A 22,872-nucleotide genomic window follows, 5' to 3' on the forward strand; every position below is an offset into this window, starting at 1 on the left:
GTTGCCGGCGGGCGGGGGCCCGCACCGGCACAGTGAAGTCATTCTGTCACGGCCGCCGGCGGGGGTAGCGTTAATGCATGGGAAAGATCCGGGATTCGGTGGATGCCAGGGCGCTGCGGTTCGCGGTGGGTTTTCCGGTGGTCCTGGCGGCGGCGTTTGTGTTCAGCGCCTTTTTGCTGCGGGCTGATCTTCCGGACCCCGTGGCGATCAGCTGGACGGCCGACGGCGGCGCGTCCTTTGCCCCGTTCGGTGCCTATACGTGGGGCGGAGCGTTGCTCATTATCGCAGCCGGCTGCCTGGTGCTGTCCCAGGCGGTGCCGCTGTCCCGCCCCACCGTGATGCGGCGGATCATGATGGGCGCAGGACTGTCCCTGAGCCTGTTCATCACTGCTGTCCTGGCGGCTGGACTGGTAGGCCAGACCGGGCTCAGCGATGCCCGGGAGTCACATGTGGACATGATCGTACTCGCGGTTGGAAGCGGAGCGGCGTTGTCTCTCGGAGTCATCATGGGGTTTGTGTTCAAGGCTGACAGCCAATGGTCGCCCGAGGATGACCAGGCCCTGGAGCTCGCCCTGGCCCGCGAGCTGGATCCCGAACTGACCAAGGACACCTATCGCCTCTGGGTGCATGCCCGCAGTTCTGTTTTTGTCATGATCGCTGTAGCCAGCCTCTTTCCGGCGGCGCTGATTGCCGTGGCGCTGCCGTGGCTTGGTGCCTTGGTGGCGGCCGTTGCGGCTGTGGCCGCCGGGTTTCTCTTCGCCCGGGTCAAGGCCGACCGCCGGGGCTTGCGTGTGCTGTTGGCCGGCGTGTTGCCGATCCTGGATGTTCCGGCCGCTGCGATTTCCACTGTCAGCGCCGCGGACGTACGCGCCGCCGACTACGGCGGGTGGGGCTACCGGAACCACGGCGGCACCGCCGCGATGCTGGTCACCAGCGGCCCCGCCGTCGTCGTCCGCAAAACGGACGGCCGCAACGTGGCCGTCAGCGGCGGCAGTGCTGCGACGGCGGCGCGGCTAGCTGACGTGCTGACCCGCGTCGCGGCGAGGGCGCACGGGGGTGCCTCAGGCGCAGGCGGCACGGAGTCCTAGTATCCTTGTCCGTGTTGCTCTGACCCTGGCCTGAACCAGCACCGCTGGGCGCGCCGAAACGAACGGATACTGCTGTGACTTCTTCCCCTGCCTTCCCGCGGGTACACATTGCCACCGACCACGCAGGCATGGAACTCAGCGCCCATCTGGTCAACCACCTCACGGCCAAGGGCTACGACATTGTGGACCACGGTCCCCGAGAGTACGACGCGCTGGACGACTACCCCTCCTTTTGCATCAATGCAGCGCTCGCCGTGGTGGCAGACCAGCAGGCAGGCGTGCATGCTTTGGGCATCGTCCTGGGCGGCTCCGGCAACGGCGAACAGATCGCGGCCAACAAGGTGAAGGGTGTTCGGGCAGCCCTGGCCTGGAACCACTCCACCGCCACGCTGGCCCGCGAACACAACGATGCCAATGTAGTGGCTGTGGGCGGGCGGCAGCACACGGTTGAGGAAGCAACCGAACTGATCGAAGCCTTCCTCGCCGAACCATTCAGCAACGACGAGCGGCACGTCCGCCGCATCGGCAAGATTGCCGCTTACGAAGCCACCGGCGAGGTCATCGAGTAGTGCCTGAAGGGCATTCGGTTCGCCGCCTCGCACAGCAGTTCGGCGACGTCTTTACGGGAGAATCACTGTCCGTCAGCAGCCCCCAAGGCAGGTTCGCCGCCGGCGCCGCGCTGTTGGACGGCCAGGTGCTGACGGACTCGCGCGCCCACGGCAAGCACCTCTTCCTGCACTTTGACCACGCCGTCGTGCTGCACGTCCACCTGGGGCTCTACGGGGCCTGGGACTTCGGCGGCGACGCCACGTTCCGCGGGGCCTCCAGCATCGGCGCACCGCGGAAGATCGGGGAGCGCGAAGTCTTTCAGGACGACGATGACCCCGAGTATTCGGGTCCGCCTGAGCCTCGTGGGGCCGTCCGTGTTCGGCTCGTGAGCCGCCACGGCTGGGCTGACCTGCGCGGTGCCACCACCTGTGCTGCCATTACCGAGGCCGAGGTGCGTGCCGTCCTGGCCCGGCTCGGTCCCGACCCGCTGCGGAACCAGCCGGGGGACAGGGCCCGCTTTGTGACGGGACTGTCGTCCCGGAAGACGCCCATCGCAGCGCTGCTGATGGACCAGAAGGTGATTGCCGGCGTCGGCAACGTCTACCGGGCCGAAGTGCTTTTCCGCCAAAGACTGGACCCGTGGCTGCCGGGCAATGCCCTGTCGGCTGTCGCTGCCGGACTCCTGTGGGGCGACACCGCCGACGTAATGGCCGACGGCGTCCGCGACGGGCGGATTATTACCACGCCGGCGGCCTGTTGGGAGGAAGGTGCTGTGCTTCCCTCCGCTGACGACGCACATTACGTGTACAAGCGGGAAGGGCTCCCGTGCCGGGTCTGTGGCACTCCGGTGGCCATCACCGAGTTGGTGGGCCGCAAACTCTACTGGTGTCCTGGCTGCCAGCAGTAACCCTGCCGGCAGTAACCAAAAAGACAGCCAACCAAGGAAGCAGGGCCCCTCGATGAGGGGCCCTGCTTCCTTGCTATGCATCCAGAGGGGACGACGGGAATCGAACCCGCGTAATCAGTTTGGAAGACTGAGGCTTTACCATTAAGCTACGTCCCCGGAAAAATACAGCTTCGCCGTAATGCTTGGCTGACTGCGTTTCTTCGGGCTGGCTGTTGAAGCCGGATACAACTAAACCTAATTCATGGCCCACGTGTCAAATGTGCAATCCCGGCCAAAATCACCGTAGACTTGCCTGTGCACTTACGGGGTGTAGCTCAGCTTGGCTAGAGCACCTGCTTTGGGAGCAGGAAGTCGCAGGTTCAAATCCTGTCACCCCGACTCTGCGGCCCGGGCCGATGGCCTGGGCAATTGCGTTGCAGATACCCATCCCACAATCCCAGGAGTACTTAGACCGTGAAGAGCGCTGTCGAGAACCTCACCCCCACGCGGGTCAAGCTCAATGTTGAGGTCCCCTTTAAGGAACTGAAGCCCAGCATCGACGAGGCATACAAGACTGTTGCTTCGCAGATCCAGGTTCCTGGTTTCCGTAAGGGCAAGGTCCCCTCCAAGCTGATCGACCAGCGCGTCGGCCGCGGCTACGTCCTGGAGACGGCCATCAACGAAGGCCTCAACGGCTGGTACCAGGCAGCGGTGCAGGAATCCGGCATCCGCCCACTGAGCCGTCCTGAGGTTGAGATCACCGAAGTTCCGGACCCCACGTCCACGGATGGGGAGCTGAAGTTCCACGCCGAGGTTGATATCCGGCCCGAGATCGAACTCCCGGACTACGCCGGCATCAAGGTCGAGGTCGCCGCTGCAGAATCCTCCGACGAAGACGTCGACAAGGCACTGGACGAACTGCGTGGCCGCTTCGGCACGCTCAAGTCCGTGGACCGCCCGGCTGCCGATGGCGACTTCCTGACCATCGACATCACCGCCACGGTTGACGGCGCCGACGTTGACTCCGCTGCCGGCCTGTCCTACCAGGTGGGCGCCGGCACCATGCTTGAGGGCCTGGACGAGGCCGTCACCGGCCTGAGCGTAGACGAAGACGCCATCTTCGACACCACCCTAGTTGGTGGCGACCACGCCGGCGAGTCCGCCCAGGTGAAGGTTGTCCTCAAGGCCGTCAAGGAGCGCGAGCTCCCCGAGGCCAACGACGACTTCGCCCAGCTGGCGTCGGAGTTCGACACCCTTGCTGAACTCCGCGAGGACCTGGCCAAGCAGGCTGCCGACTCCAAGGTTGTTGAGCAGGGCGTCGAGGCCCGCGACAAGGTCCTGGACAGGCTCGTTGAGCTCGTTGAGGTTCCGGTTCCGGACTCTGTGGTTGAAGAGCAGCTCGAAGCCCACTTCAAGGAGGGCAACGGCCACGGTGAAGGCGAGCACGACACCGAGGAGCACCGCGAAGAGGTCAAGGCCAACACGGCCCGCGCCTTCCAGAACGAAATCATCCTCGACGCGATCGCCGAAAAGGAAGAAGTCAACGTCAGCCAGAACGAGCTGATCGACTACATCGTCTCCACCGCCAGCCAGTACGGCATGGATCCGAACCAGTTCGCCCAGATCATCGATCAGAGCGGCCAGGTCCCCATGATGGTTTCCGAGGTCCGCCGCCGCAAGGCACTGGCAGTGGTTCTCGGCCAGGCAACCGTGACCGACTCCGACGGCAAGGCCGTTGACCTCAGCGACTTCGTCCGTCCCGGCGGCGAAGAAGAAGCTCCGGCTGGTGAAGGCGAAGCCGCGTCGAACGCTGCTGAGGACTCCAATGCCGAGACCGAGGCCACCCCGAGTGATGACCCGGCAGCAGTGAAGTTCTAGCACGCCCCCGGCAGTGCGACTGAGGCAGCCCCCTGGACCTACGGGTCCGGGGGCTGTCCTCGTTAACGGCGCCGCACTAAACGGACCGGCTTCGTACACTGCCCGGCTATCGTGCGCCGTCAGCGAACAGCGCGATTCCGGCGAACAAATCGGTGATCAAAGCGGTTAGTGTCCAAGTAGTGAAGTTCAGTGATGTCACCGTCACCAGCGAGAGGTAATACACATGTCACAGCACGCAGAGGCCCCCCGGATGGCGACTGTCGATCCGGCCGCCCAGGACAACTACATCTACAACCGGCTCCTGAAAGAGCGGATCATCTGGCTGGGTTCCGAGGTGCGTGACGACAACGCGAACGCCATCTGCTCGCAGTTGCTGCTCCTGTCCGCCGAGAACCCGGAAAAGGACATCTACCTCTACATCAACTCTCCCGGCGGCTCCGTCACCGCAGGCATGGCCATCTACGACACCATGCAGTTCATCCCCAACGACGTCGTCACCGTGGCCACCGGCCTGGCGGCCTCCATGGGCCAGTTCCTGCTGTCCTCCGGCACCAAGGGCAAGCGCTACGCCACCCCCAACGCCCGCGTCCTGATGCACCAGCCCTCCGGCGGCATCGGCGGTACGGCCTCGGACATCAAGATCCAGGCCGAGCTGATCCTGCACATGAAGAAGGTCATGGCCGAACTGACTGCAGACCAGACCGGCCAGAACGTGGAAACCATCCTGAAGGACAACGACCGCGACAAGTGGTTCACTGCCACCGAAGCACTCGAATACGGCTTCTTCGACAAGATCGCGGCCCACGCCGGTTCCGTCTCCGGCGGTGGCGGAACCGCCAACGGCACCTCCGGCGAGCCGGCCTCCGAGAAGTAACCCGGCACTTTCGAACATCCAGATCAGGAGCAACAAAAATGACCTACAACTTCGGATCGACTGCCGGTAACCTTCCGACCAGCCGCTACGTACTTCCCCAGTTCGAAGAGCGCACGCCCTACGGCTTCAAGCGCCAGGACCCGTACACCAAACTGTTCGAGGACCGCATCATCTTCCTCGGTGTCCAGATCGACGACGCCTCGGCCGACGACGTTATGGCACAGCTGCTGGTGCTCGAGTCCACCGACCCGGACCGCGACATCACGCTCTACATCAACTCCCCGGGCGGCTCCTTCACCGCCATGACCGCGATCTACGACACCATGACGTATATCCGGCCGGAGATCCAGACTGTGTGCCTCGGCCAGGCCGCCAGCGCCGCCGCCGTGATCCTCGCAGCAGGCACCCCGGGCAAGCGCCTGGCGCTGCCCAACGCCCGTGTCCTGATCCACCAGCCGGCTCTCTCCGGCGGCCAGGGCGGGCAGGCCTCGGACCTTGAGATCCAGGCCGCGGAGGTCATGCGCATGCGCTCCTGGCTTGAGGACACGCTGGCCCACCACTCGGGCCGCACCCCGGAGCAGGTCAACAACGACATTGAGCGTGACAAGATCCTGACCGCCGCCGAGGCCCTGGATTACGGCCTCATTGATCAGGTGCTCGATTCACGCAAAATGAAGCCGCAGGCAATCACCAGGTAGCCAGGCTCTTCGTCGGCCGGTGCGGTCCAGTAATTTTGGGCCGCACCGGCCTTCGCTTTCCACCCTCGCGCGCAATTGTGACCTAGAGTGGAAGATGTCACGGCCGGCCCTCCCAGGCCCGCCACGATTCCAGCAACGGTGCACAGCTGCCTGGCAGCAAGATACTAAAGGGGTTCACATATGGCTCGGATTGGCGAGAGCACGGATCTGCTGAAGTGTTCTTTCTGCGGAAAGAGCCAGAAGCAGGTACGCAAGCTCATTGCCGGGCCCGGTGTCTACATCTGCGACGAATGCATTGAACTCTGCAACGAGATCATTGAGGAAGAGCTCGCGGAAGTCGCCGATCTGGGCAGCTTCGAACTGCCGAAACCCCGTGAAATCTTCGACTTCCTGCAGGAATATGTCATCGGCCAGGAACCCGCCAAGCGGTCTCTCGCCGTCGCCGTCTACAACCACTACAAGCGGATCCAGGCCGGCCACGCCCCGAAAAGCGGCAGCCTCGCCGACGGCGGCCACCACGACGACGTCGAAATCGCCAAGTCCAACATCCTACTGATCGGGCCCACTGGCTGTGGCAAAACGTACCTCGCCCAGACTCTGGCGCGGCGTCTGAATGTGCCGTTCGCCGTTGCCGATGCCACCGCCCTGACCGAGGCCGGCTACGTGGGTGAGGACGTGGAGAACATTCTCCTGAAGCTCATCCAGGCAGCGGACTACGACGTCAAGAAGGCCGAGCAGGGCATCATCTACATCGACGAGATCGACAAGATTTCGCGCAAGAGCGAGAACCCGTCCATCACCCGTGATGTCTCCGGTGAAGGCGTGCAGCAGGCGCTGCTGAAGATCCTCGAGGGAACTGTTGCATCCGTGCCGCCGCAGGGCGGACGCAAGCACCCCCACCAGGAATTCATCCAGATCGACACCACCAACGTGCTGTTCATCGTGGCCGGTGCCTTTGCCGGTTTGGAAGAGATCATCGGCTCGCGCTCCGGGCGTAAGGGCATCGGCTTCGGCGCCCCGCTCAACGATGTCAGCAACAAGGTGGACTCCTATGGCGAGGTCATGCCTGAAGACCTCCTGAAGTTTGGCCTGATCCCGGAGTTCATCGGCCGACTGCCCGTCATCACCACGGTCTCCAGCCTGGACCGGGATGCGCTCATCCAGATCCTCTCCACACCCAAGAACGCACTGGTCAAGCAGTACCAGAAGATGTTCCAGATCGACGGCGTGGAACTCGTCTTCGACGAGGACGCCCTCAATGCCATCGCCGAGCAGGCCCTGGAACGTGGCACCGGCGCCCGTGGCCTGCGTGCCATCATGGAGGAAGTGCTGTTGCCGGTCATGTTTGACCTGCCCAGCCGGGAGGACGTGGCCAGCGTGGTCATCACCGCGGACGTGGTCCTGAGCAAAGCCGAGCCCACCCTGATTCCGCACGTGACCAAGCGACGCAAGTCCGCCTGACCTGCCGCACACCCGCTCCCACACTCCTGCTCCCACACACTGACGAACCCAGAGGACTGACGCATGACTGAAGCCACAAACCAGGCCGATTTCTGGTTCGATCCGCTGTGCCCGTTCGCCTGGATCACGTCACGCTGGATCGGCGAGGTAGAGGAAGTCCGGAGCATCAAGACTGTCTGGCACGTGATGAGCCTGGCCGTTCTCAACGAGGGCCGCGATCTCGACGCCGGCTACCGTGAGCTCATGGACAAGGCGTGGGGCCCGGTCCGGGTCATCATCGCGGCCAAGGAGCAGCACGGTGACCAGGTGGTGAAGCCGCTGTACGACGCCATGGGCACGCTGATTCACCTCGGCGGGGAAAAGGACTTCGGCATTGTCATCAGCAAGGCCCTGGCGGAATGCGGACTTCCGGCCACCCTCGCGGACGCTGCCACTACGGATGCCTTTGACACCCAGCTGAAGGCCAGCCACGAAGAAGGCATCTCCCTGGTGGGCCAGGACGTGGGCACACCCGTAGTGGCCTTCAACGGCACGGCTTTCTTCGGTCCGGTGCTGACCCGCATCCCGCGCGGCGAGCAGGCAGGACAGTTGTGGGACGCCACGGTCACACTTGCCTCCTACCCGCATTTCTTTGAGATCAAGCGCAGCCGCAGCGAAAGCCCCGAGTTCGACTGACGCCAGCCTTCCGGAAGGCAGTACCGAACACAACGAGCCCCGGCAGAATTACTCTCATGTAATTCTTCCGGGGCTCTTGCGCTTCCCCGCTGGCGGGACCAAAATGGAGCTTACCCCCTTCGAAAGAAGAGGGACGCAGGAACCAAAGATTCAGTGATATACATCCGACGCAGCCTTCGGCAAAGTCAGATGTAAGCTACCAGTGACGAGGTAGGAAGACCTGAAAATCCAAGGATCCCGCCAGACCATCACGACGTCACCAGATGGCCGCAAAGTCGAAGCCCCACCAACGGCAAAACGCTGATGGGGCTTCCCCTTTGCCCAAAAACGGGCTGATGCCGCCATGCCGGGCCGGCTATGCGGGCCCGGCCAAGGCCGGCTCCGGTCAGACGGCTGGCTGTTCCTCCGGGGCCGCCAGGACCACGTCGCTGACGGTCAGGTCGCCGTCGCCGGCCACCAGGGTCAGTTCGCGGGCGTTGGACGCTGCCTTCAGGTCGCCCAGTCCGGCCTTCAGCTGCGTAGTCAAGGACTCTGACGCCGTGATGGTGGCCGAGAGGACCTCGGTGCGCTGCTTTACCTTGGCCTCGGACTTCGCTTTGCGGACGCCACTGAGGGCGGTTCCCACGGTGGCGAGCAGGGTGGTGTCGCCGTCCACCTCGACTGCGGTGGGCCATTCGGCGCGGTGCACTGACCCGGTGCGCCACCAGCCCCATACCTCTTCGGTAGCGAAGGGCAGGAACGGGGCGAACAGGCGCAGCAGCGTGTCCAGGCTCGTGGCGAGGGCAGCGAGCACGGATCCTTGCTCAGCTTCGCCGGCGGCACCATAGGCGCGGTCCTTGATGAGCTCCACATAGTCGTCCGTGAACTGCCAGAAGAAGCTCTCGGTGATCTGCAGGGCGCGGGCATAGTCGTAGTTCTCGAACGCCTTGGTGGACTGTCTCACCACGTCGGCCAGCTGTGCCAGGACTGCGCGGTCCAGGGGATTGGTCAGGACGGAAAGATCCGTGGAGACCACGGAATTCTCGGTGGCACCAAGGTTCAGCACGAACTTGGAGGCGTTCAGCAGCTTGATGGCCAACCGGCGGCCAATCTTCATCTGTGCGATCTCGTATGCCGTGTCGGCGCCCAGCTTGGCCGAGGTGGCCCAGTAACGGACCGCATCCGAGCCGAATTCGTCGAGTACATCGGTGGGAACCACCACGTTGCCCTTGGACTTGGACATCTTCTTCCGGTCCGGGTCCAGGATCCAGCCCGAGATAGCGGCATGTTTCCATGGCGCAGCGTTCTGCAGGGCGTCGGCCTGGACAACCGAGGAGAAGAGCCAGGTGCGGATGATGTCGTGGCCCTGGGGACGCAGGTCAAACGGGAACACCTTCGCGAAAAGGGTTTCGTCCCGGCTCCAGCCGCCCACGATCTGGGGCGTCAGGGAAGACGTGGCCCAGGTATCCAGAATGTCGGCGTCGCCGGTAAAGCCGCCCGGAACATCGCGCTGTGCTTCGTCGTAGCCGGGCGCGGCGTCCGCTGCGGGGTCCACCGGCAGCTGCTGGTCGGAGGGAACAATGGGGGCGTCGTACTGCGGGTTGCCGTCGGCGTCCAGCGGGTACCAGACGGGGATGGGCACGCCGAAGAAGCGCTGGCGTGAGACGAGCCAGTCGCCGTTCAGGCCGGAAATCCAGTTCTCGAAGCGGGACCGCATAAACGCGGGGTGGAAGTCGATTTCGTGGCCGCGGGCGATCAGGCGTTCGCGGCGCTCTTCGTCGCGGCCGCCGTTGCGGTAGTACCACTGGCGTGACGTGACCACTTCGAGCGGCTTGTCGCCCTTTTCGTAGAAGTTCACCGGGTGCATGATCTTCTTCGGTTCGCCGTCAATCAGGTCCTGGGCCGTAAGGAGCTCCACCACCGTTTCCTTGGCGCTGAACACAGTCTTGCCGGCGATGGCTTCAAAAGCAGCGCGCCCGGCGTCGGTGATGATCCAGTCCGGGGTGTCGCCGATGATGCGGCCGTCGCGGCCCACGATGGCGCGGGTGGGCAGCTGGAGTTCGCGCCACCAGGTGACGTCGGTAAGGTCACCGAAGGTGCAGACCATGGCAATTCCGGAGCCCTTGTCGGCCTTGGCCAGCGGGTGGGGCTTGACCTCAACCTCGACGCCGAACACTGGGGACGTTACTTTCTTGCCGAACAGCGGCTGGTACCGCTCGTCGTCGGGGTTCGCCACAAGGGCGGCACACGCTGCCAGGAGTTCCGGGCGGGTGGTCTCGACGTAGATCTTCTCGCCGTCTTCGGTGAAGAACGGGTACCGGTAGTAGGCGCCGGCCACCTCGCGGTCTTCGAGTTCAGCCTGGGCCACGGCGGTGCGGAAGGTGATATCCCACAGGGTGGGTGCTTCGGCCATGTATGCGTCGCCGGCTGCCAGGTTTGCCAGGAAGGCGCGCTGGGAGACTTCACGGGATGCGTCATCGATGGTCCGGTAGGTCAGCTGCCAGTCCACGGAGAGGCCGAGCTGCTGGAACAGGCTTTCGAAGACCTTCTCGTCCTCCACAGCCAGTTCTTCACACAGCTCGATGAAGTTGCGGCGCGAGACGACGTCGAAATCGCGCTGGTTCTTGGCGGGCTGCGCCGGTGGGCGGTAGCCGGCCTTGTACGGGATGGCCGGGTCGCAGCGGACGCCGTAGTAGTTCTGCACGCGGCGTTCGGTGGGCAGGCCGTTGTCATCCCAGCCCATCGGGTAGAACACGTTCTTGCCGATCATGCGCTGGTAGCGGGCCAGCACATCCGTCTGGGTGAAGGAGAACATGTGCCCCACGTGCAGCGAGCCTGACGCGGTGGGAGGGGGAGTGTCGATCGAGTAGACCTGCTCCCGGGTGGTGTCCGGGTTGAACTTGTAGGTCCCTTCGGCAAGCCAGCGCTGCGTGAGGGCAGCTTCGAGCCCTTCAAGGGCGGGCTTGTCCGGAACGTTGATAGGGGCGGTGGAGGGCGTGTCTGTACCCTGAGTGTCTTCAGCCATTTGCCAATTGTTTCATGGTCCGGACTTCATCCGGGTGCAGGACCGCCGCCAGCGCCGCTAGGGTGGTGCCATGACTGAGGATTCACGCGGAACGGCAATGGAGAATAATGCTCCAGCTGTAACCGGGAACAGGGCAGCGGTTGTTACCGGCGCCAGTACCGGCATCGGCGAGGCTACAGTCCGCGCCTTGACGGCCGGGGGATGGACGGTCTTCGCGGTGGCGCGCCGCGCCGAGCGGCTGGCTGCGCTGGAAGCCGAGACCGGCGCAGTCGGCATTCCCGCCGACATCGCCGAGGACGACGACGTTGCAAGGCTGCTTGCCCGTGTCACGGAAGCCGGCGGGGTGGGAACGCTGATCAATATCGCCGGCGGGGCACGCGGCGCTGACCCTGTGGGCGCTGCCAACACCGAGGACTGGGAGTGGATGTACCGGGTCAACGTCCTGGGCACCATGAAGCTCACCCGAGCGTTCCTGCCGATGCTCCGTGCAAACGGCGAGGGAACCGTGCTGAACCTGACCTCAACAGCCGGACTGGTGGCTTACGAGGGCGGTGCCGGCTACAACGCGGCAAAGTTTGCCCAGCACGCCCTCACCGTTGCGCTCCGGCTGGAGGAGGCTGAGCATAACCTCCGCGTCATAGAGGTGGCGCCAGGGCTGGTCCACACAGAGGAGTTCGCACTCAACAGGCTTGGTGACCAGGGTGCCGCCGCGAAGGTTTACCAGGGTGTGGAGAAGCCCCTCACCGCCGCGGACGTGGCCGACGTCGTCCGCTACGCCGTCAGTGCACCGCACCACGTCAACCTGGACCAGATCGTGATCCGGCCCGTCGCCCAGGCCGCCAACCACAAGCTGATCCGCAAGGGTTGAGTGCCGAGGTAAGTTCGGTGCCCAGTCCGTTTGCCCTTTTCAGTCGGGAAACTCACGTTTGTGCGGCGTTGGCTGCCGAGATCCACCATGATCCAACAGCGTTTTCCAGTCTCCTGAAAGAAGTATGTGACCTGGAAGCCAAGAGTGAAGGCTACGTTGAAGGTCGCCGCCGGAGCCAACGTAAGACCGAGTTGGCCGATAAGGCAGGCGTTCCGCTTATGTACGTCAAAGGCTATGGGGACAGCTATATAGGCATGAAGTCGGTAGAATCTTCAGAAGCGGAACTTCCGATCCTGTACTTAGCACTGCTCAGCCATATGCGGGATTGGTGGACGGCGGTCAGCGGCCGTTAGACTGGAAGAAGCAGCTTCGACCCGGCTATCACCGGTGAGCTTCCGGAAGAACGCACTGACCGCCCCTGTCTGGCTGCCGGTGGTAGTAGAACCGGACGGGTAAGCCCGTCACAGCAGTAATGAGCGGCCGGCACAACAACAGCTCCTACGCGGAGCCGGTGGACTGCCGGTAAGTGAGGTGGTACCGCGGTGAACGCACAGTCCCCAGGACTGCACAGGAGCCGTCCTCGCATCCTGAACGGAACCATCCGGCAATGGCCGGACGGTTCACCAGCTCAACCCAGGATGTCGAGAATGACCTATTACCCCAAAGCCTCAGCTTCCCCTTCGGCCACTGCCTCGAGCGGCGCTGCCGCCGGTGTCTCCGCCTCCGTGAAGTTTCCGGAGATCGAAGAGCGCATCCTGAAGTACTGGGACCAGGACGGCACCTTCCAGGCCAGCATCGACCAGCGCAGCGCCGACGCCCCCGGCGGCGAACCCGGCAGCAACGAATTCGTCTTCTACGACGGACCTCCCTTCGCCAACGGCCTGCCGCACTACGGCCACCTGCTCACCGGCTACGCCAAGGACCTGGTAGGCCGCTACCAGACCCAGCGCGGCCGCCGGGTGGAGCGCCGCTTCGGCTGGGACACCCATGGTCTGCCCGCCGAACTGGAAGCCATGAAGCAGCTGGGCATGACGGACAAGACCCAGATCGAAGCCATGGGCATCGACAAGTTCAACGACGCCTGCCGTGCCTCGGTGATGAAGTACGCGGACGAATGGAAGAGCTACGTCACCCGCCAGGCCCGCTGGGTGGACTTCGAGAATGATTACAAAACCCTCAATGTCGAATACATGGAGTCGGTCCTTTGGGCCTTCAAGCAGCTGCACGAAAAGGGTCTGACGTATAACGGCTACCGCGTGCTCCCGTACTGCTGGAAGGACGAGACACCGCTGTCCAACCATGAACTGCGCATGGACGATGACGTCTACAAGAACCGCCAAGACCAGACCGTCACGGTCACGTTCCCGCTCACCGCGGGGGAGTCGGAACTGTCCCGGCAGCTCGCCGGGGTACAGGCGCTCGCCTGGACCACCACCCCCTGGACGCTGCCCACCAACCTGGCGCTCGCCGTCGGGCCCTCCATCACCTACGCAGTGCTCCCCGCGGGCCCTAACGGCGTGAAGGCCGCCTCGACGGAGGCGCCGGTCACCGGCAGCTTCCTGCTGGCCGCGGACCTCCTCGGCACGTACGCCAAGGATTTGGGCTATGACGACGTCGAGGCCGCTGAGGCCGCCGTGGCGTCCACCCACACCGGAACCGAACTTGAAGGCCTGCAGTACCAGCCGCTGTGGAATGACTTCAGCGATACGGAAAAGTTCGGCACCCAGAACGCCTGGCGCATCCTGGTGGCCGATTACGTCACCACCACCGACGGCACCGGCATCGTCCACCAGGCCCCGGCCTACGGCGAGGACGACCAGAAGGTCTGTGAAGAAGCCGGCATCCCGGTGGTCCTGTCCGTGGACGAAGGCGCCAAGTTTCTTCCGCTGTTCAGCCACGGCGACCTGCACGACATCGTGGGCCTGCAGGTCTTCGACGCGAACAAGCCCATCACCCAGGTACTCCGCGCCCAGGGCCGCCTGGTCCGCCAGGCCAGCTACGAGCACAGCTACCCCCACTGCTGGCGCTGCCGGAACCCGCTGATCTACCGCGCGGTGTCCTCCTGGTACGTGGAAGTCACCAAGTTCAAGGACCGGATGTCCGAACTGAACCAGGAGATCAACTGGATCCCCGGCAACGTCAAAGACGGCCAGTTCGGCAAATGGCTGGCCAACGCCCGCGACTGGTCCATCAGCCGCAACCGCTACTGGGGCAGCCCCATCCCGGTGTGGCAGTCCAGCGACCCCGAATTCCCGCGCACCGACGTCTACGGCTCACTCGCCGAGATCGAGGCGGACTTCGGCCGCCTGCCGCTGAACAAGGCCGGCCAGGTTGACCTGCACCGGCCGTTCATCGACGAACTGGCCCGCCCGAACCCGGACGATCCCCGGACCCCTGAAGAGGGCCAGTCCGTGATGCGCCGCGTCGAGGACGTACTGGACGTCTGGTTCGACTCCGGCTCCATGCCGTACGGCCAGGTCCACTACCCCTTCGAAAATGAAGCCTGGTTCGACACGCACAACCCTGCCGACTTCATCGTGGAGTACATCGGGCAGACCCGCGGCTGGTTCTACATGCTGCACATCCTGTCCACGGCACTGTTCGACCGCCCGGCCTTCCGGAACGTCATCAGCCACGGCATCGTGCTGGGCTCGGACGGCCAGAAAATGTCCAAGAGCCTGCGCAACTACCCGGACGTGTCCGAGGTCCTGGACCGTGACGGCTCCGACGCCATGCGCTGGTTCCTGATGTCCAGTCCCATCCTGCGCGGCGGAAACCTCGTGGTCACCGAGCAGGGCATCCGCGACGGCGTCCGCCAGGTCATCCTGCCTCTGTGGAACGTGTACAGCTTCTTCACGCTGTACACCAACGCCGCGTCCGGCGGTCAGGGCTACGACGCAAAGCTCCGCTACGACGGCTACGCCGACACCCTGGACCAGTACCTGCTGGCTAACACCGGCGACCTGGTCCGCAACATGACCGCCCAGCTGGACAGCTACGACATCTCCGGTGCCTGCGACGAACTCCGCAGCTACCTGGACATGCTCACCAACTGGTACGTCCGCCGCAGCCGCCAGCGCTTCTTCGATGAGAACGTGGAGGCCTTCGACGCGCTCTACACGGCGCTGGAGACCGTCTCCCGGGTGGCTGCGTCCCTGCTCCCACTGGTCTCCGAGGAGATCTGGCGCGGCCTCACCGGCGGGCGCTCCGTGCATCTGGCTGATTGGCCGGACGCAGACCTCTTCCCGGCCAACGCCTCCCTGGTGGAGGCCATGGACCGCGTGCAGCAGATCTGCTCCACCGGATCCTCGCTCCGCAAGGCTGCCAACCTCCGTGTCCGCCTGCCGCTGCAGGAACTGACCGTGGTGGCACCCGGCGCGGATGCGCTGGAAGGTTTCGCCGCCGTCGTCGCCGATGAACTGAACATCCGTTCAGTCCGCCTGCTCGACGCCGAGAGCGCATCCCCGGAGGAGTTCGGCATCGAGCAGAAGCTCGTGGTCAACGCACGCGCTGCCGGGCCCCGCCTGGGCAAGAGCGTCCAGCAGGCCATCAAGGGATCCAAGTCCGGTGACTGGTCAGTCACCGACTCCGGGGTGGTCACGGCCGGTGGCCTGGAGCTGGAACCGCAGGAGTACACGCTTGAGACCGTGGTGGCAGGGTCTGAGGGCGGTACTTCCGTTGCAAGAAAAGCAGTAGCGGTCCTGCCCGGCGGCGGCTTTGTGGTGCTGGACACCGAGGTCACTCCCGAGCTTGAAGCAGAAGGGACTGCGCGTGACATGGTCCGTGCCATCCAGCAGGCCCGTAAGGACGCCGGGCTGAACGTGAGCGACCGCATCCGGACCACCGTGACTGCCATGCAGTCCGTGCTTGATGCGTTGCTGGCCAACGCAGAACTGGTCAAGACCGAGACCCTGACCCTTGGCCTGGACACCGTCCCGGCGGAGTCCGGCGACCCCCGCATCACCGTCGAAAAGACAGAGGCCTAGGATATGACCGACGAATTCTCCGTAGAGAGTGTCTACGCCGAACTGCTGGGCCGTGCGCCCGAAAACAAGATGGAACCACGCCTGGCGCCGCTGTTCCGGGCCATGGACGTGCTGGGGGAGCCCAACAAGGCGTTCCCGATCATTCACGTCACCGGCACCAACGGGAAGACCTCCACGGCCCGGATGATCGAGGCCGGGCTGCGTGCCCATGGTCTCAGCACGGGCCGGTACACCAGCCCGCACCTGTCCAAGGTCACCGAACGGATCAGCATCGACGGCCACCCCGTCCCGGACGAAACCTTTGTGCGGATCTGGGACGAGATCCGGCCGTACCTGCAGATGGTGGACAACGAACTTGAAGCCGAGGGCCAGCCGCGGCTGACGTACTTTGAATGCCTGACCATCCTGGGCTTCGCCATCTTCGCGGACCAACCCGTCAACGTGGCAGTCATCGAAGTGGGCCTGGGCGGCATTACGGACGCCACCAATGTGGGTGACGGCCAGGTCTCGGTGGTCACGCCCATCTCACTGGACCACACGGACCTGCTGGGCGACACCACTGAAGAAATCGCTTATGAAAAGGCCGGCATCATCAAGCCCGGCGGTTTCCTCATCAGTGCGGCGCAGCCTGTGGATGCTGCGCAGGTGCTGCTCGAGAAAGCCAAGGAAGTTGAAGTCCCGTTCCGGTTTGAAGGTGTGGAGTTTGGCGTCGAGTCCCGGACGGTTGCCGTGGGCGGCCAGGTAGTCAGCATCCAGGGCATCGCCGGCCGGTATCCCGAACTGCTGCTCCCGCTGCACGGCGCGCACCAGGCACAGAACGCGGCCGTGGCCGTGGCCGCCCTCGAGGCGTTCTTCGGCGGCGAAAAGGAACTCGACGCCGAGGTGCTCCAGGAAGCGTTCGCGTCAGTCACATCCCCGGGCAGGCTTGAAGTTGTGCGGACAGCTCCCACTATCATCGTGGACGCCGCCCACAACCCGGACGGCATCCGGGTTTCGGCCGAGGCCATCCAGGAGGCCTTCAGCTTTACCCGGCTGGTGCCGGTAGTGGGGGTCCTCAAGGAGAAGGATGCGGAAGAAATCCTGCGCCAGCTTAAGGAATCCCTGGGAGACGTTGCCGAGGAATACTGCTTCACCCAGTCCAACTCCCCGCGCGCCGTGCCTGCGGCCGAACTCGCAGAACTGGCCGTGGAGATGGGCTTCGGGGAAGACAACATCCACATCGCGGAGAAGCTCGACGACGCGCTGGAGTGGGCCGTCGAACGCGCCGAAGCCAACGATGACCTGTCCGGCGGCGTGCTGGTAACTGGTTCCATCACCCTTGTGGCAGAAGCGCGGATCCTGCTCGGAAAGACGGAGGCCTAGCCATGGCCAAGCTGACCAAAGCCCAGCGTGAATGGCGCCCGGGGATGCCCAAGAAGCGCCGTTCCACCAAGGTGATGTTTGCCTCCACGGTGCTGTTGCTCGAGGCGTTTGTGGTCTTCTTTGCCACCCTGGCCGTGTTTGGACTCAAGCGGGGGGAAATTCCGCCGGCCCTGATCCTAGGGGTGGGCATCGCCCTCAGCCTGGTCATGATCTTCGCCTGCGCCGTGCTTTCCAGGCCATGGGGCGTGGGGCTGGGCTGGATCCTGCAGATCGTGCTGATCCTTACCGGCATCGTTGAGCCCATGATGTTCCTGGTGGGCGCCCTGTTCGGCCTCGCCTGGTGGTACGGGATCCGCACCGGCATCCGGATCGACTCGGAGTCCGTGCAGCGTGAACGCCAACAGGCCGAATGGAACGCGGCGCACGGCGACACCCCGCCGGCCTCGTAGAATTGTCCCGAAACCCCACCAACACATTGGAGCAACTGTGAGCATTGAGCGCACCCTCGTTTTGATTAAGCCCGACGGCGTGGCCCGCAACCTCAGCGGCGCCATCCTCAGCCGCATCGAGGCCAAGGGTTACACCCTCGCCGAGCTCAAGAAGGTTGACGCCAGCCGCGAGCTTCTGGAGCAGCACTACGAGGAGCACGCGGGCAAGCCGTTCTACGAGCCCCTCGTTGACTTCATGCTCAGCGGCCCGGTAGTTGCCGCGATCTTCAAAGGCCACCGTGTCATTGAAGGCTTCCGCTCCCTTGCGGGAACCACCGATCCCACCACGGCCGCCCCCGGCACCATCCGGGGCGACTTCGGCCGCGACTGGGGCCTTAAGGTCCAGCAGAACCTGGTCCACGGCTCCGATTCCGTCGACTCGGCAGAACGCGAGATCAAAATCTGGTTCCAGGGCTAGGATCTGAACCAACCCGCCTCATCGAGGTGACACGTAAGGCCAATGTCCCACGCGGACATTGGCCTGAAGTGTCACCTCGATGCTGTTTGAACCGCCCCTAGAAGCCTGAGGTTCCGGCAAACACCTGGATGAACGCGAAGAAGATGGTGGCGATGACCGCCACGTAGATCAGCGCAGTGATGATCCAGCCCGAATCTCCCAGGACACGGGCCGCGCGCACGGTAACCGGGATAACGCCGTGGGAGATGTTCCGGATAGTCACCCAGACGAACAGGGGGATCATGGCGGCCCAGACGATCATGCAGAACGGGCAGAGGATGTGGATGGAGTACAGGGCCTGGGACCACAACCACACCACAAACGCGAAACCCAGGGTGACGCCGGCCTGGAGCCCAGCCCAGTACCAGAGGGCGAACGTGGCGCCGGACAGCAGGGCCATGCCCACGGTGATGACGATGGCGAACGCCGCAATGCCAATAAACATGTTGGGGAACCCGAACAACGAGCTCTGCCAGGTTTGCATCACCTGCCCGCAGGAGATCCAGGGATTCACATCGCACACGGTGGTGTGGTTCGGATCCTTGAGGACCTCGAGCTTTTCCAGGACCAGCGTTCCCGAGGCGAGCCAGCCGATGACCCCGGTCATGACCATGAGCCAGCCGAGCGGCCGGCTGGTGGCCATGGGCGGCACAGTGGCGGGCGTCGCGGTCAACGTCCCTGCCGTGGGGGAGACGGCCGGCGAGCCGGTGCCGTCGGAGGAAATGGCGGGCATGGTGTGGCGTCCTTTGCTTCGGGTGCTCCTTGCCCGATTGTATCGCCGGTACCTGTTGGGGTTGTCCAGCGAACGCCAACGTCCGCAGATCATTAACCCACTGCTTCCGCAGCCTTTGAGCCCGGGTGTGAGAGAATGAACGTGGCTGGAGGCCGACCCACATTCGGACTCCGGTCCGGTGGCTTGTTTCAAGACCGCCAATGATGAGCAGGGCAGGCATCGGATCCTCTGATCCGGCTTCCCGCGACTCCATTGGTCGGCACCTGGTTGTGGCGTGTAGAACAACGGGTTTCAGGACACAGCCGACGGCTCCCACGGGCTGCCGCACCCCAATGCCGGTGCGAACCTGGGAGTATCCACTTGACTTCTGTCAACGCCCGCGGGTTTTGACAATATATGCCCGATGGGTGCCGGATGTGGCGGTGCGTCAGGGGCAGGAGTGTTGCCACATATGGAAAATGAACAAGTACCAGCCGTTGATGTTGAAGCAGTGGCCCCGGATGCCGCCGAGGCGCCCAAGAGAGTTACCAGGACCCGGCGAAAAGCAGCGCCGAAGGTGGCCGATGGTGCCGCCGACGCCGCTGCCCTGACTGAAGCTGTCGCGGGGACCGCCGGCGGCGAAGCATTTGGCGACGCCGCACCGGAAACCAGTGCCCCCATTCGCCGGACGCGCGCCCGCAAGAAGCCAGAGGCCGCCGAGCCGCTGCCCGTCTTCGCCGTCGACGCTACCGAGGCATCCGCCGCCGGGGAGATAGTCCCGTCTGTTTCGGCCGAGTCTGCAGCCGCGGCCACGGAGGTTGAAGCCGACGCGAAGCCCGTCCGCCGCCGTCGCGTTGCCACCCGCAAGACCTCAGCGCCGGCCGTTGCAGCCCCCGAAGCCGCTGCTTCCGAAGCAACCCCTGCAGCAGCCCCCGCCGCTGCGGCCCCTGTTGGTGTAGCCCACGAAGTTGTTGCAGCCCCCGAAGCCGCTGCTTCCGACGCAACCCCTGCAGCAGCCCCCGCCGCTGCTTCCGCTACCCAGGCCCAGGCCGCCGCTTCGGCGGAGGAGGCGGTCGCCGCCGGGCCTGCCAGCCCCTTCGGTTCGCTGTTCCTGGAACCGGGTTCGGCAACGTCGGTGCTCTTCCAGGCGCCCGACCTGACCACTGTTGTCCGGCCTGCTCCCGCCGCTGCTGCGGAAGAAACGGAAGAGGACGACGCCGAAGAAGGCGACGCGGACGTCGCCAACAGCCGCAGCAGGCGCCGTAGCCGTGGCCGCCGCGGGCGTAGCCGCACCGGTGAAAACGACGCCGACGACGGCGACGCCGACGGCGCCGACGGCGACCAGGACGGTGCCGCAGAGGACGATGAAGAATCCGCCGGCCAGGCCGATGAAGGCGTAACGTCCCGCCGTCGCCGTCGCCGCCGCCGCGGTGACCAGGATCTTGAACTGACCGGAGGCGGGGATGACGATCCGCCCAACACAGTGACGCGCGTCCGCGCGCCGCGTGCGGCCAGTGAACCCGCAGTCAACAACCGGGTGACCAGCGTCAAGGGCTCCACCAGGCTCGAAGCAAAGAAGCAGCGCCGCCGCGAATCCCGCGACACCGGCCGTCGCCGCACGGTTATCACCGAAGCTGAGTTCCTGGCCCGCCGTGAATCAGTGGACCGCCAGATGATCGTCCGCCAGCGCGACGACAGAATCCAGATCGGCGTCCTCGAAGACGGCGTCCTGGCGGAGCACTTCGTCTCCAAGACCCAGCAGGACTCCCTGATCGGCAACGTCTACCTCGGCAAGGTGCAGAACGTCCTGCCCTCCATGGAAGCGGCATTCGTTGACATCGGACGCGGGCGCAATGCCGTGCTGTACGCCGGCGAAGTGAACTGGGAATCCGTGAACCTCGAAGGCAAGCAGCGCCGGATCGAAAACGCGCTGAAGTCCGGCGACACCGTCCTGGTCCAGGTCACCAAGGATCCGGTGGGCCACAAGGGCGCGCGCCTGACCAGCCAGATTTCCCTCCCGGGCCGTTACCTCGTGTATGTGCCTGGCGGCTCCATGACCGGCATCTCCCGCAAGCTGCCCGACGTCGAACGCAACCGCCTCAAGCGCATCCTCAAGGACCGCCTGCCCGAGCACGCCGGCGTGATCGTCCGTACCGCTGCAGAAGGTGCTTCCGAAGAGGAACTCACGCATGACATCAACCGGCTGCGGGCGCAGTGGGAGGGCATCGAAAGCCAGTCCACGTCCACCAAGATCCTGGCCCCGGAACTTCTCTACGGCGAACCAGATCTCACCATCAAGGTGGTCCGTGACGTCTTCAACGAGGACTTCTCCAAGCTGATCGTCTCCGGTGAGGAAGCCTGGGACACCATCGAGGCCTACGTCACATACGTTGCCCCGGATCTGGTGGGCCGCCTGGAAAAGTGGACCAAGGATCAGGACATCTTCGCCGCGTGGCGGATCGACGAACAGATCCACAAGGCGCTGGAACGCAAGGTCTTCCTGCCCTCCGGCGGCTCGCTGGTCATCGACCGCACCGAAGCCATGACCGTAGTGGACGTCAACACCGGAAAATTCACGGGCAGCGGCGGCAACCTCGAGGAAACTGTCACCAAGAACAACCTCGAAGCGGCCGAAGAAGTGGTCCGGCAGCTCCGGCTTCGCGACATCGGCGGCATCATCGTCATCGACTTCATCGACATGGTCCTTGAGTCCAACCGCGATCTGGTGCTCCGCCGTATGGTGGAATGCCTTGGCCGTGACCGCACCAAGCACCAGGTGGCCGAAGTGACCTCCCTCGGTTTGGTCCAGATGACGCGCAAGCGCATGGGTACCGGGCTCCTGGAAGTCTTCGGCGAGCAGTGCGAAACGTGCGCCGGCCGCGGAATCGTCACCCACGACGACCCCGTGGAGCACCGCCGCGCCAACACCGTCGCCGCGGAGCACCATGTGCAGCGTGTGGACAGCCGACCCGACACCCAGCGGATCGACAGCCAGCGTAGCGACGCCCAGCGCCCGGACGCCCAGCAGGGCGGCCGGACGGACAGGAAGCGCCGCCGCGGCCGCGGCGGCCAACCCCTCGAGATGGCCCCGGCAGCTCCGGTGCAGATCCACACGGTCCACCCGGATCCCAGCGACGCCGAGCGCCACGCCAAGGCGGAGGCCACCAGGGCAGCCCTTGCCAACATTGCAGCCGCCGCCCATGCCGCGCACCTGCACGACGACGAAGTGGCCCACGCCTCAGCAGCCGGGGGTAATGCTTCCGGCGCGGCGGCCCCGGCTCATGCACCGGTAGAACGGTCCGAGACCGACAACGCCGGCCGCCCGGCCGCTGTGCTGACTTTCGGCGGCGAGCAGGTGGTGCTGCCCTTCGTGGAGCACCACGAGGATCAGCCGCAGGCCCCGGCCCTGACACTGGACAGGCTCACGGAGGCCTTCGCCAAGCTTGGCGTGCCGGCACCTGTTGCAGAAGCCATGCCGACGGAGAGCGCTCAGGCCGCGGGCGAGCAGACCCAGAGCCAGCCGGCGGCACGCCAGCCGGCCGCGGCTCCTGTCCGTCAGGCTCCTGCCGCGGTGGAGAAGGACTACTCCGACCACACCGAGCAGACCCGTACCCGCCGCCCGCGGCGCAACCGCAGTGCCAGCCGTGCCCAGGGCGCAGCTAACGCCACCACGGTGGAGCACCACGAAGCGGTGCCGGTTGAGTCCGCAGGCCATACCCATGCCGCTAAGGCTCCGGAGCTCACCCAGGCTCCTGCCGCTGCCAAACCGGCAGACACCAGCGCACCCATCATCCTGGGCGTAGGGGTTCCTGCTTCGGAACTCTGACCTTTCGCAAGGACATCGGCCAGATTGCCCGGACACTTCACTCATCGGTGGAGTGCCCGG

At 64.6% G+C, this 22,872-nt stretch carries 17 protein-coding genes and 2 tRNA genes; 16 read left to right on the top strand and 3 right to left on the bottom strand.

The window, feature by feature from the left end; genetic code table 11:
- The first annotated feature begins 77 nt into the window (after positions 1-77).
- From ABIB45_RS02000 to ABIB45_RS02010, 3 genes are all read left to right on the top strand, one after another.
- On the top strand, positions 78-1,088 hold the full coding sequence (locus ABIB45_RS02000; RefSeq protein ID WP_354214238.1) for a hypothetical protein: 1,011 nt from the start codon (positions 78-80) through the stop codon (positions 1,086-1,088).
- A 74-nt stretch (positions 1,089-1,162) separates the two neighbouring features.
- A complete protein-coding gene (locus ABIB45_RS02005; RefSeq protein ID WP_354214239.1) occupies positions 1,163-1,657 on the top strand; it encodes a ribose-5-phosphate isomerase in 495 nt (164 codons plus the stop codon).
- Complete coding sequence (locus tag ABIB45_RS02010) at positions 1,657-2,544, top strand: Fpg/Nei family DNA glycosylase (RefSeq protein ID WP_354214240.1); 888 nt, start codon at positions 1,657-1,659, stop codon at positions 2,542-2,544. The genes ABIB45_RS02005 and ABIB45_RS02010 overlap by 1 nt, the downstream gene beginning before the upstream one ends.
- Before the next feature lie 85 nt (positions 2,545-2,629).
- Here ABIB45_RS02010 and ABIB45_RS02015 read toward each other — a convergent pair.
- A tRNA-Gly gene (locus ABIB45_RS02015) sits at positions 2,630-2,700 on the bottom strand.
- Between the two features lie 147 nt (positions 2,701-2,847).
- Between ABIB45_RS02015 and ABIB45_RS02020 the strand changes: the two genes are divergently transcribed.
- The 6 genes from ABIB45_RS02020 to ABIB45_RS02045 all read left to right on the top strand — a co-directional run bounded on the left by ABIB45_RS02020 (position 2,848) and on the right by ABIB45_RS02045 (position 8,109).
- Positions 2,848-2,922 (top strand) — tRNA-Pro (locus ABIB45_RS02020).
- 75 nt (positions 2,923-2,997) lie between these two features.
- Positions 2,998-4,401 (top strand): trigger factor, encoded by a 1,404-nt coding sequence (gene tig / locus ABIB45_RS02025; RefSeq protein ID WP_354214241.1) that lies wholly within the window; start codon positions 2,998-3,000, stop codon positions 4,399-4,401.
- A gap of 250 nt (positions 4,402-4,651) precedes the next feature.
- The gene (locus ABIB45_RS02030) at positions 4,652-5,275 is read left to right on the top strand and encodes an ATP-dependent Clp protease proteolytic subunit (RefSeq protein ID WP_354214420.1); all 624 of its coding nucleotides are present in this window, start codon (positions 4,652-4,654) and stop codon (positions 5,273-5,275) included.
- A 38-nt stretch (positions 5,276-5,313) separates the two neighbouring features.
- On the top strand, positions 5,314-5,973 hold the full coding sequence (locus tag ABIB45_RS02035) for an ATP-dependent Clp protease proteolytic subunit (protein WP_190988153.1): 660 nt from the start codon (positions 5,314-5,316) through the stop codon (positions 5,971-5,973).
- 180 nt (positions 5,974-6,153) lie between these two features.
- Entirely contained in the window at positions 6,154-7,434 is a 1,281-nt protein-coding gene (clpX, locus tag ABIB45_RS02040) for an ATP-dependent Clp protease ATP-binding subunit ClpX (RefSeq protein WP_354214242.1), read from the top strand.
- A gap of 63 nt (positions 7,435-7,497) precedes the next feature.
- On the top strand, positions 7,498-8,109 hold the full coding sequence (locus ABIB45_RS02045) for a mycothiol-dependent nitroreductase Rv2466c family protein (protein WP_354214243.1): 612 nt from the start codon (positions 7,498-7,500) through the stop codon (positions 8,107-8,109).
- Positions 8,110-8,494: 385 nt separating this feature from the next.
- Here ABIB45_RS02045 and valS read toward each other — a convergent pair whose 3' ends face one another.
- Positions 8,495-11,113, bottom strand: coding sequence for a valine--tRNA ligase (valS, locus tag ABIB45_RS02050; RefSeq protein ID WP_354214244.1), 2,619 nt, complete (start codon positions 11,111-11,113; stop codon positions 8,495-8,497).
- Between the two features lie 70 nt (positions 11,114-11,183).
- On the opposite strand from valS, the gene ABIB45_RS02055 reads away from it, so the two are divergent.
- From ABIB45_RS02055 to ndk, 6 genes are all read left to right on the top strand, one after another.
- A complete protein-coding gene (locus ABIB45_RS02055) occupies positions 11,184-11,981 on the top strand; it encodes an SDR family oxidoreductase (RefSeq protein WP_354214245.1) in 798 nt (265 codons plus the stop codon).
- Positions 11,982-11,998: 17 nt separating this feature from the next.
- Positions 11,999-12,334 (top strand): hypothetical protein, encoded by a 336-nt coding sequence (locus ABIB45_RS02060; protein ID WP_354214246.1) that lies wholly within the window; start codon positions 11,999-12,001, stop codon positions 12,332-12,334.
- A gap of 294 nt (positions 12,335-12,628) precedes the next feature.
- Positions 12,629-15,967, top strand: coding sequence for an isoleucine--tRNA ligase (ileS, locus tag ABIB45_RS02065; protein WP_354214247.1), 3,339 nt, complete (start codon positions 12,629-12,631; stop codon positions 15,965-15,967).
- A gap of 3 nt (positions 15,968-15,970) precedes the next feature.
- Positions 15,971-17,329, top strand: coding sequence for a bifunctional folylpolyglutamate synthase/dihydrofolate synthase (locus tag ABIB45_RS02070; protein WP_354214248.1), 1,359 nt, complete (start codon positions 15,971-15,973; stop codon positions 17,327-17,329).
- A gap of 2 nt (positions 17,330-17,331) precedes the next feature.
- Entirely contained in the window at positions 17,332-17,778 is a 447-nt protein-coding gene (locus ABIB45_RS02075; RefSeq protein ID WP_354214249.1) for a DUF4233 domain-containing protein, read from the top strand.
- A gap of 37 nt (positions 17,779-17,815) precedes the next feature.
- Positions 17,816-18,235: a nucleoside-diphosphate kinase gene (gene ndk / locus ABIB45_RS02080; RefSeq protein WP_354214250.1), complete on the top strand. Its 420-nt coding sequence runs from the start codon at positions 17,816-17,818 to the stop codon at positions 18,233-18,235.
- A gap of 97 nt (positions 18,236-18,332) precedes the next feature.
- Here ndk and ABIB45_RS02085 read toward each other — a convergent pair whose 3' ends face one another.
- Positions 18,333-19,007 (bottom strand): vitamin K epoxide reductase family protein, encoded by a 675-nt coding sequence (locus ABIB45_RS02085; protein WP_354214251.1) that lies wholly within the window; start codon positions 19,005-19,007, stop codon positions 18,333-18,335.
- A gap of 451 nt (positions 19,008-19,458) precedes the next feature.
- Here ABIB45_RS02085 and ABIB45_RS02090 point away from each other — a divergent pair, with 451 nt between their 5' ends.
- The gene (locus tag ABIB45_RS02090; RefSeq protein WP_354214252.1) at positions 19,459-22,812 is read left to right on the top strand and encodes an Rne/Rng family ribonuclease; all 3,354 of its coding nucleotides are present in this window, start codon (positions 19,459-19,461) and stop codon (positions 22,810-22,812) included.
- Positions 22,813-22,872 lie beyond the last annotated feature (60 nt).

The sequence above is a fragment of the Arthrobacter sp. UYCo732 genome (assembly GCF_040547265.1).
GTDB lineage: Bacteria > Actinomycetota > Actinomycetes > Actinomycetales > Micrococcaceae > Arthrobacter.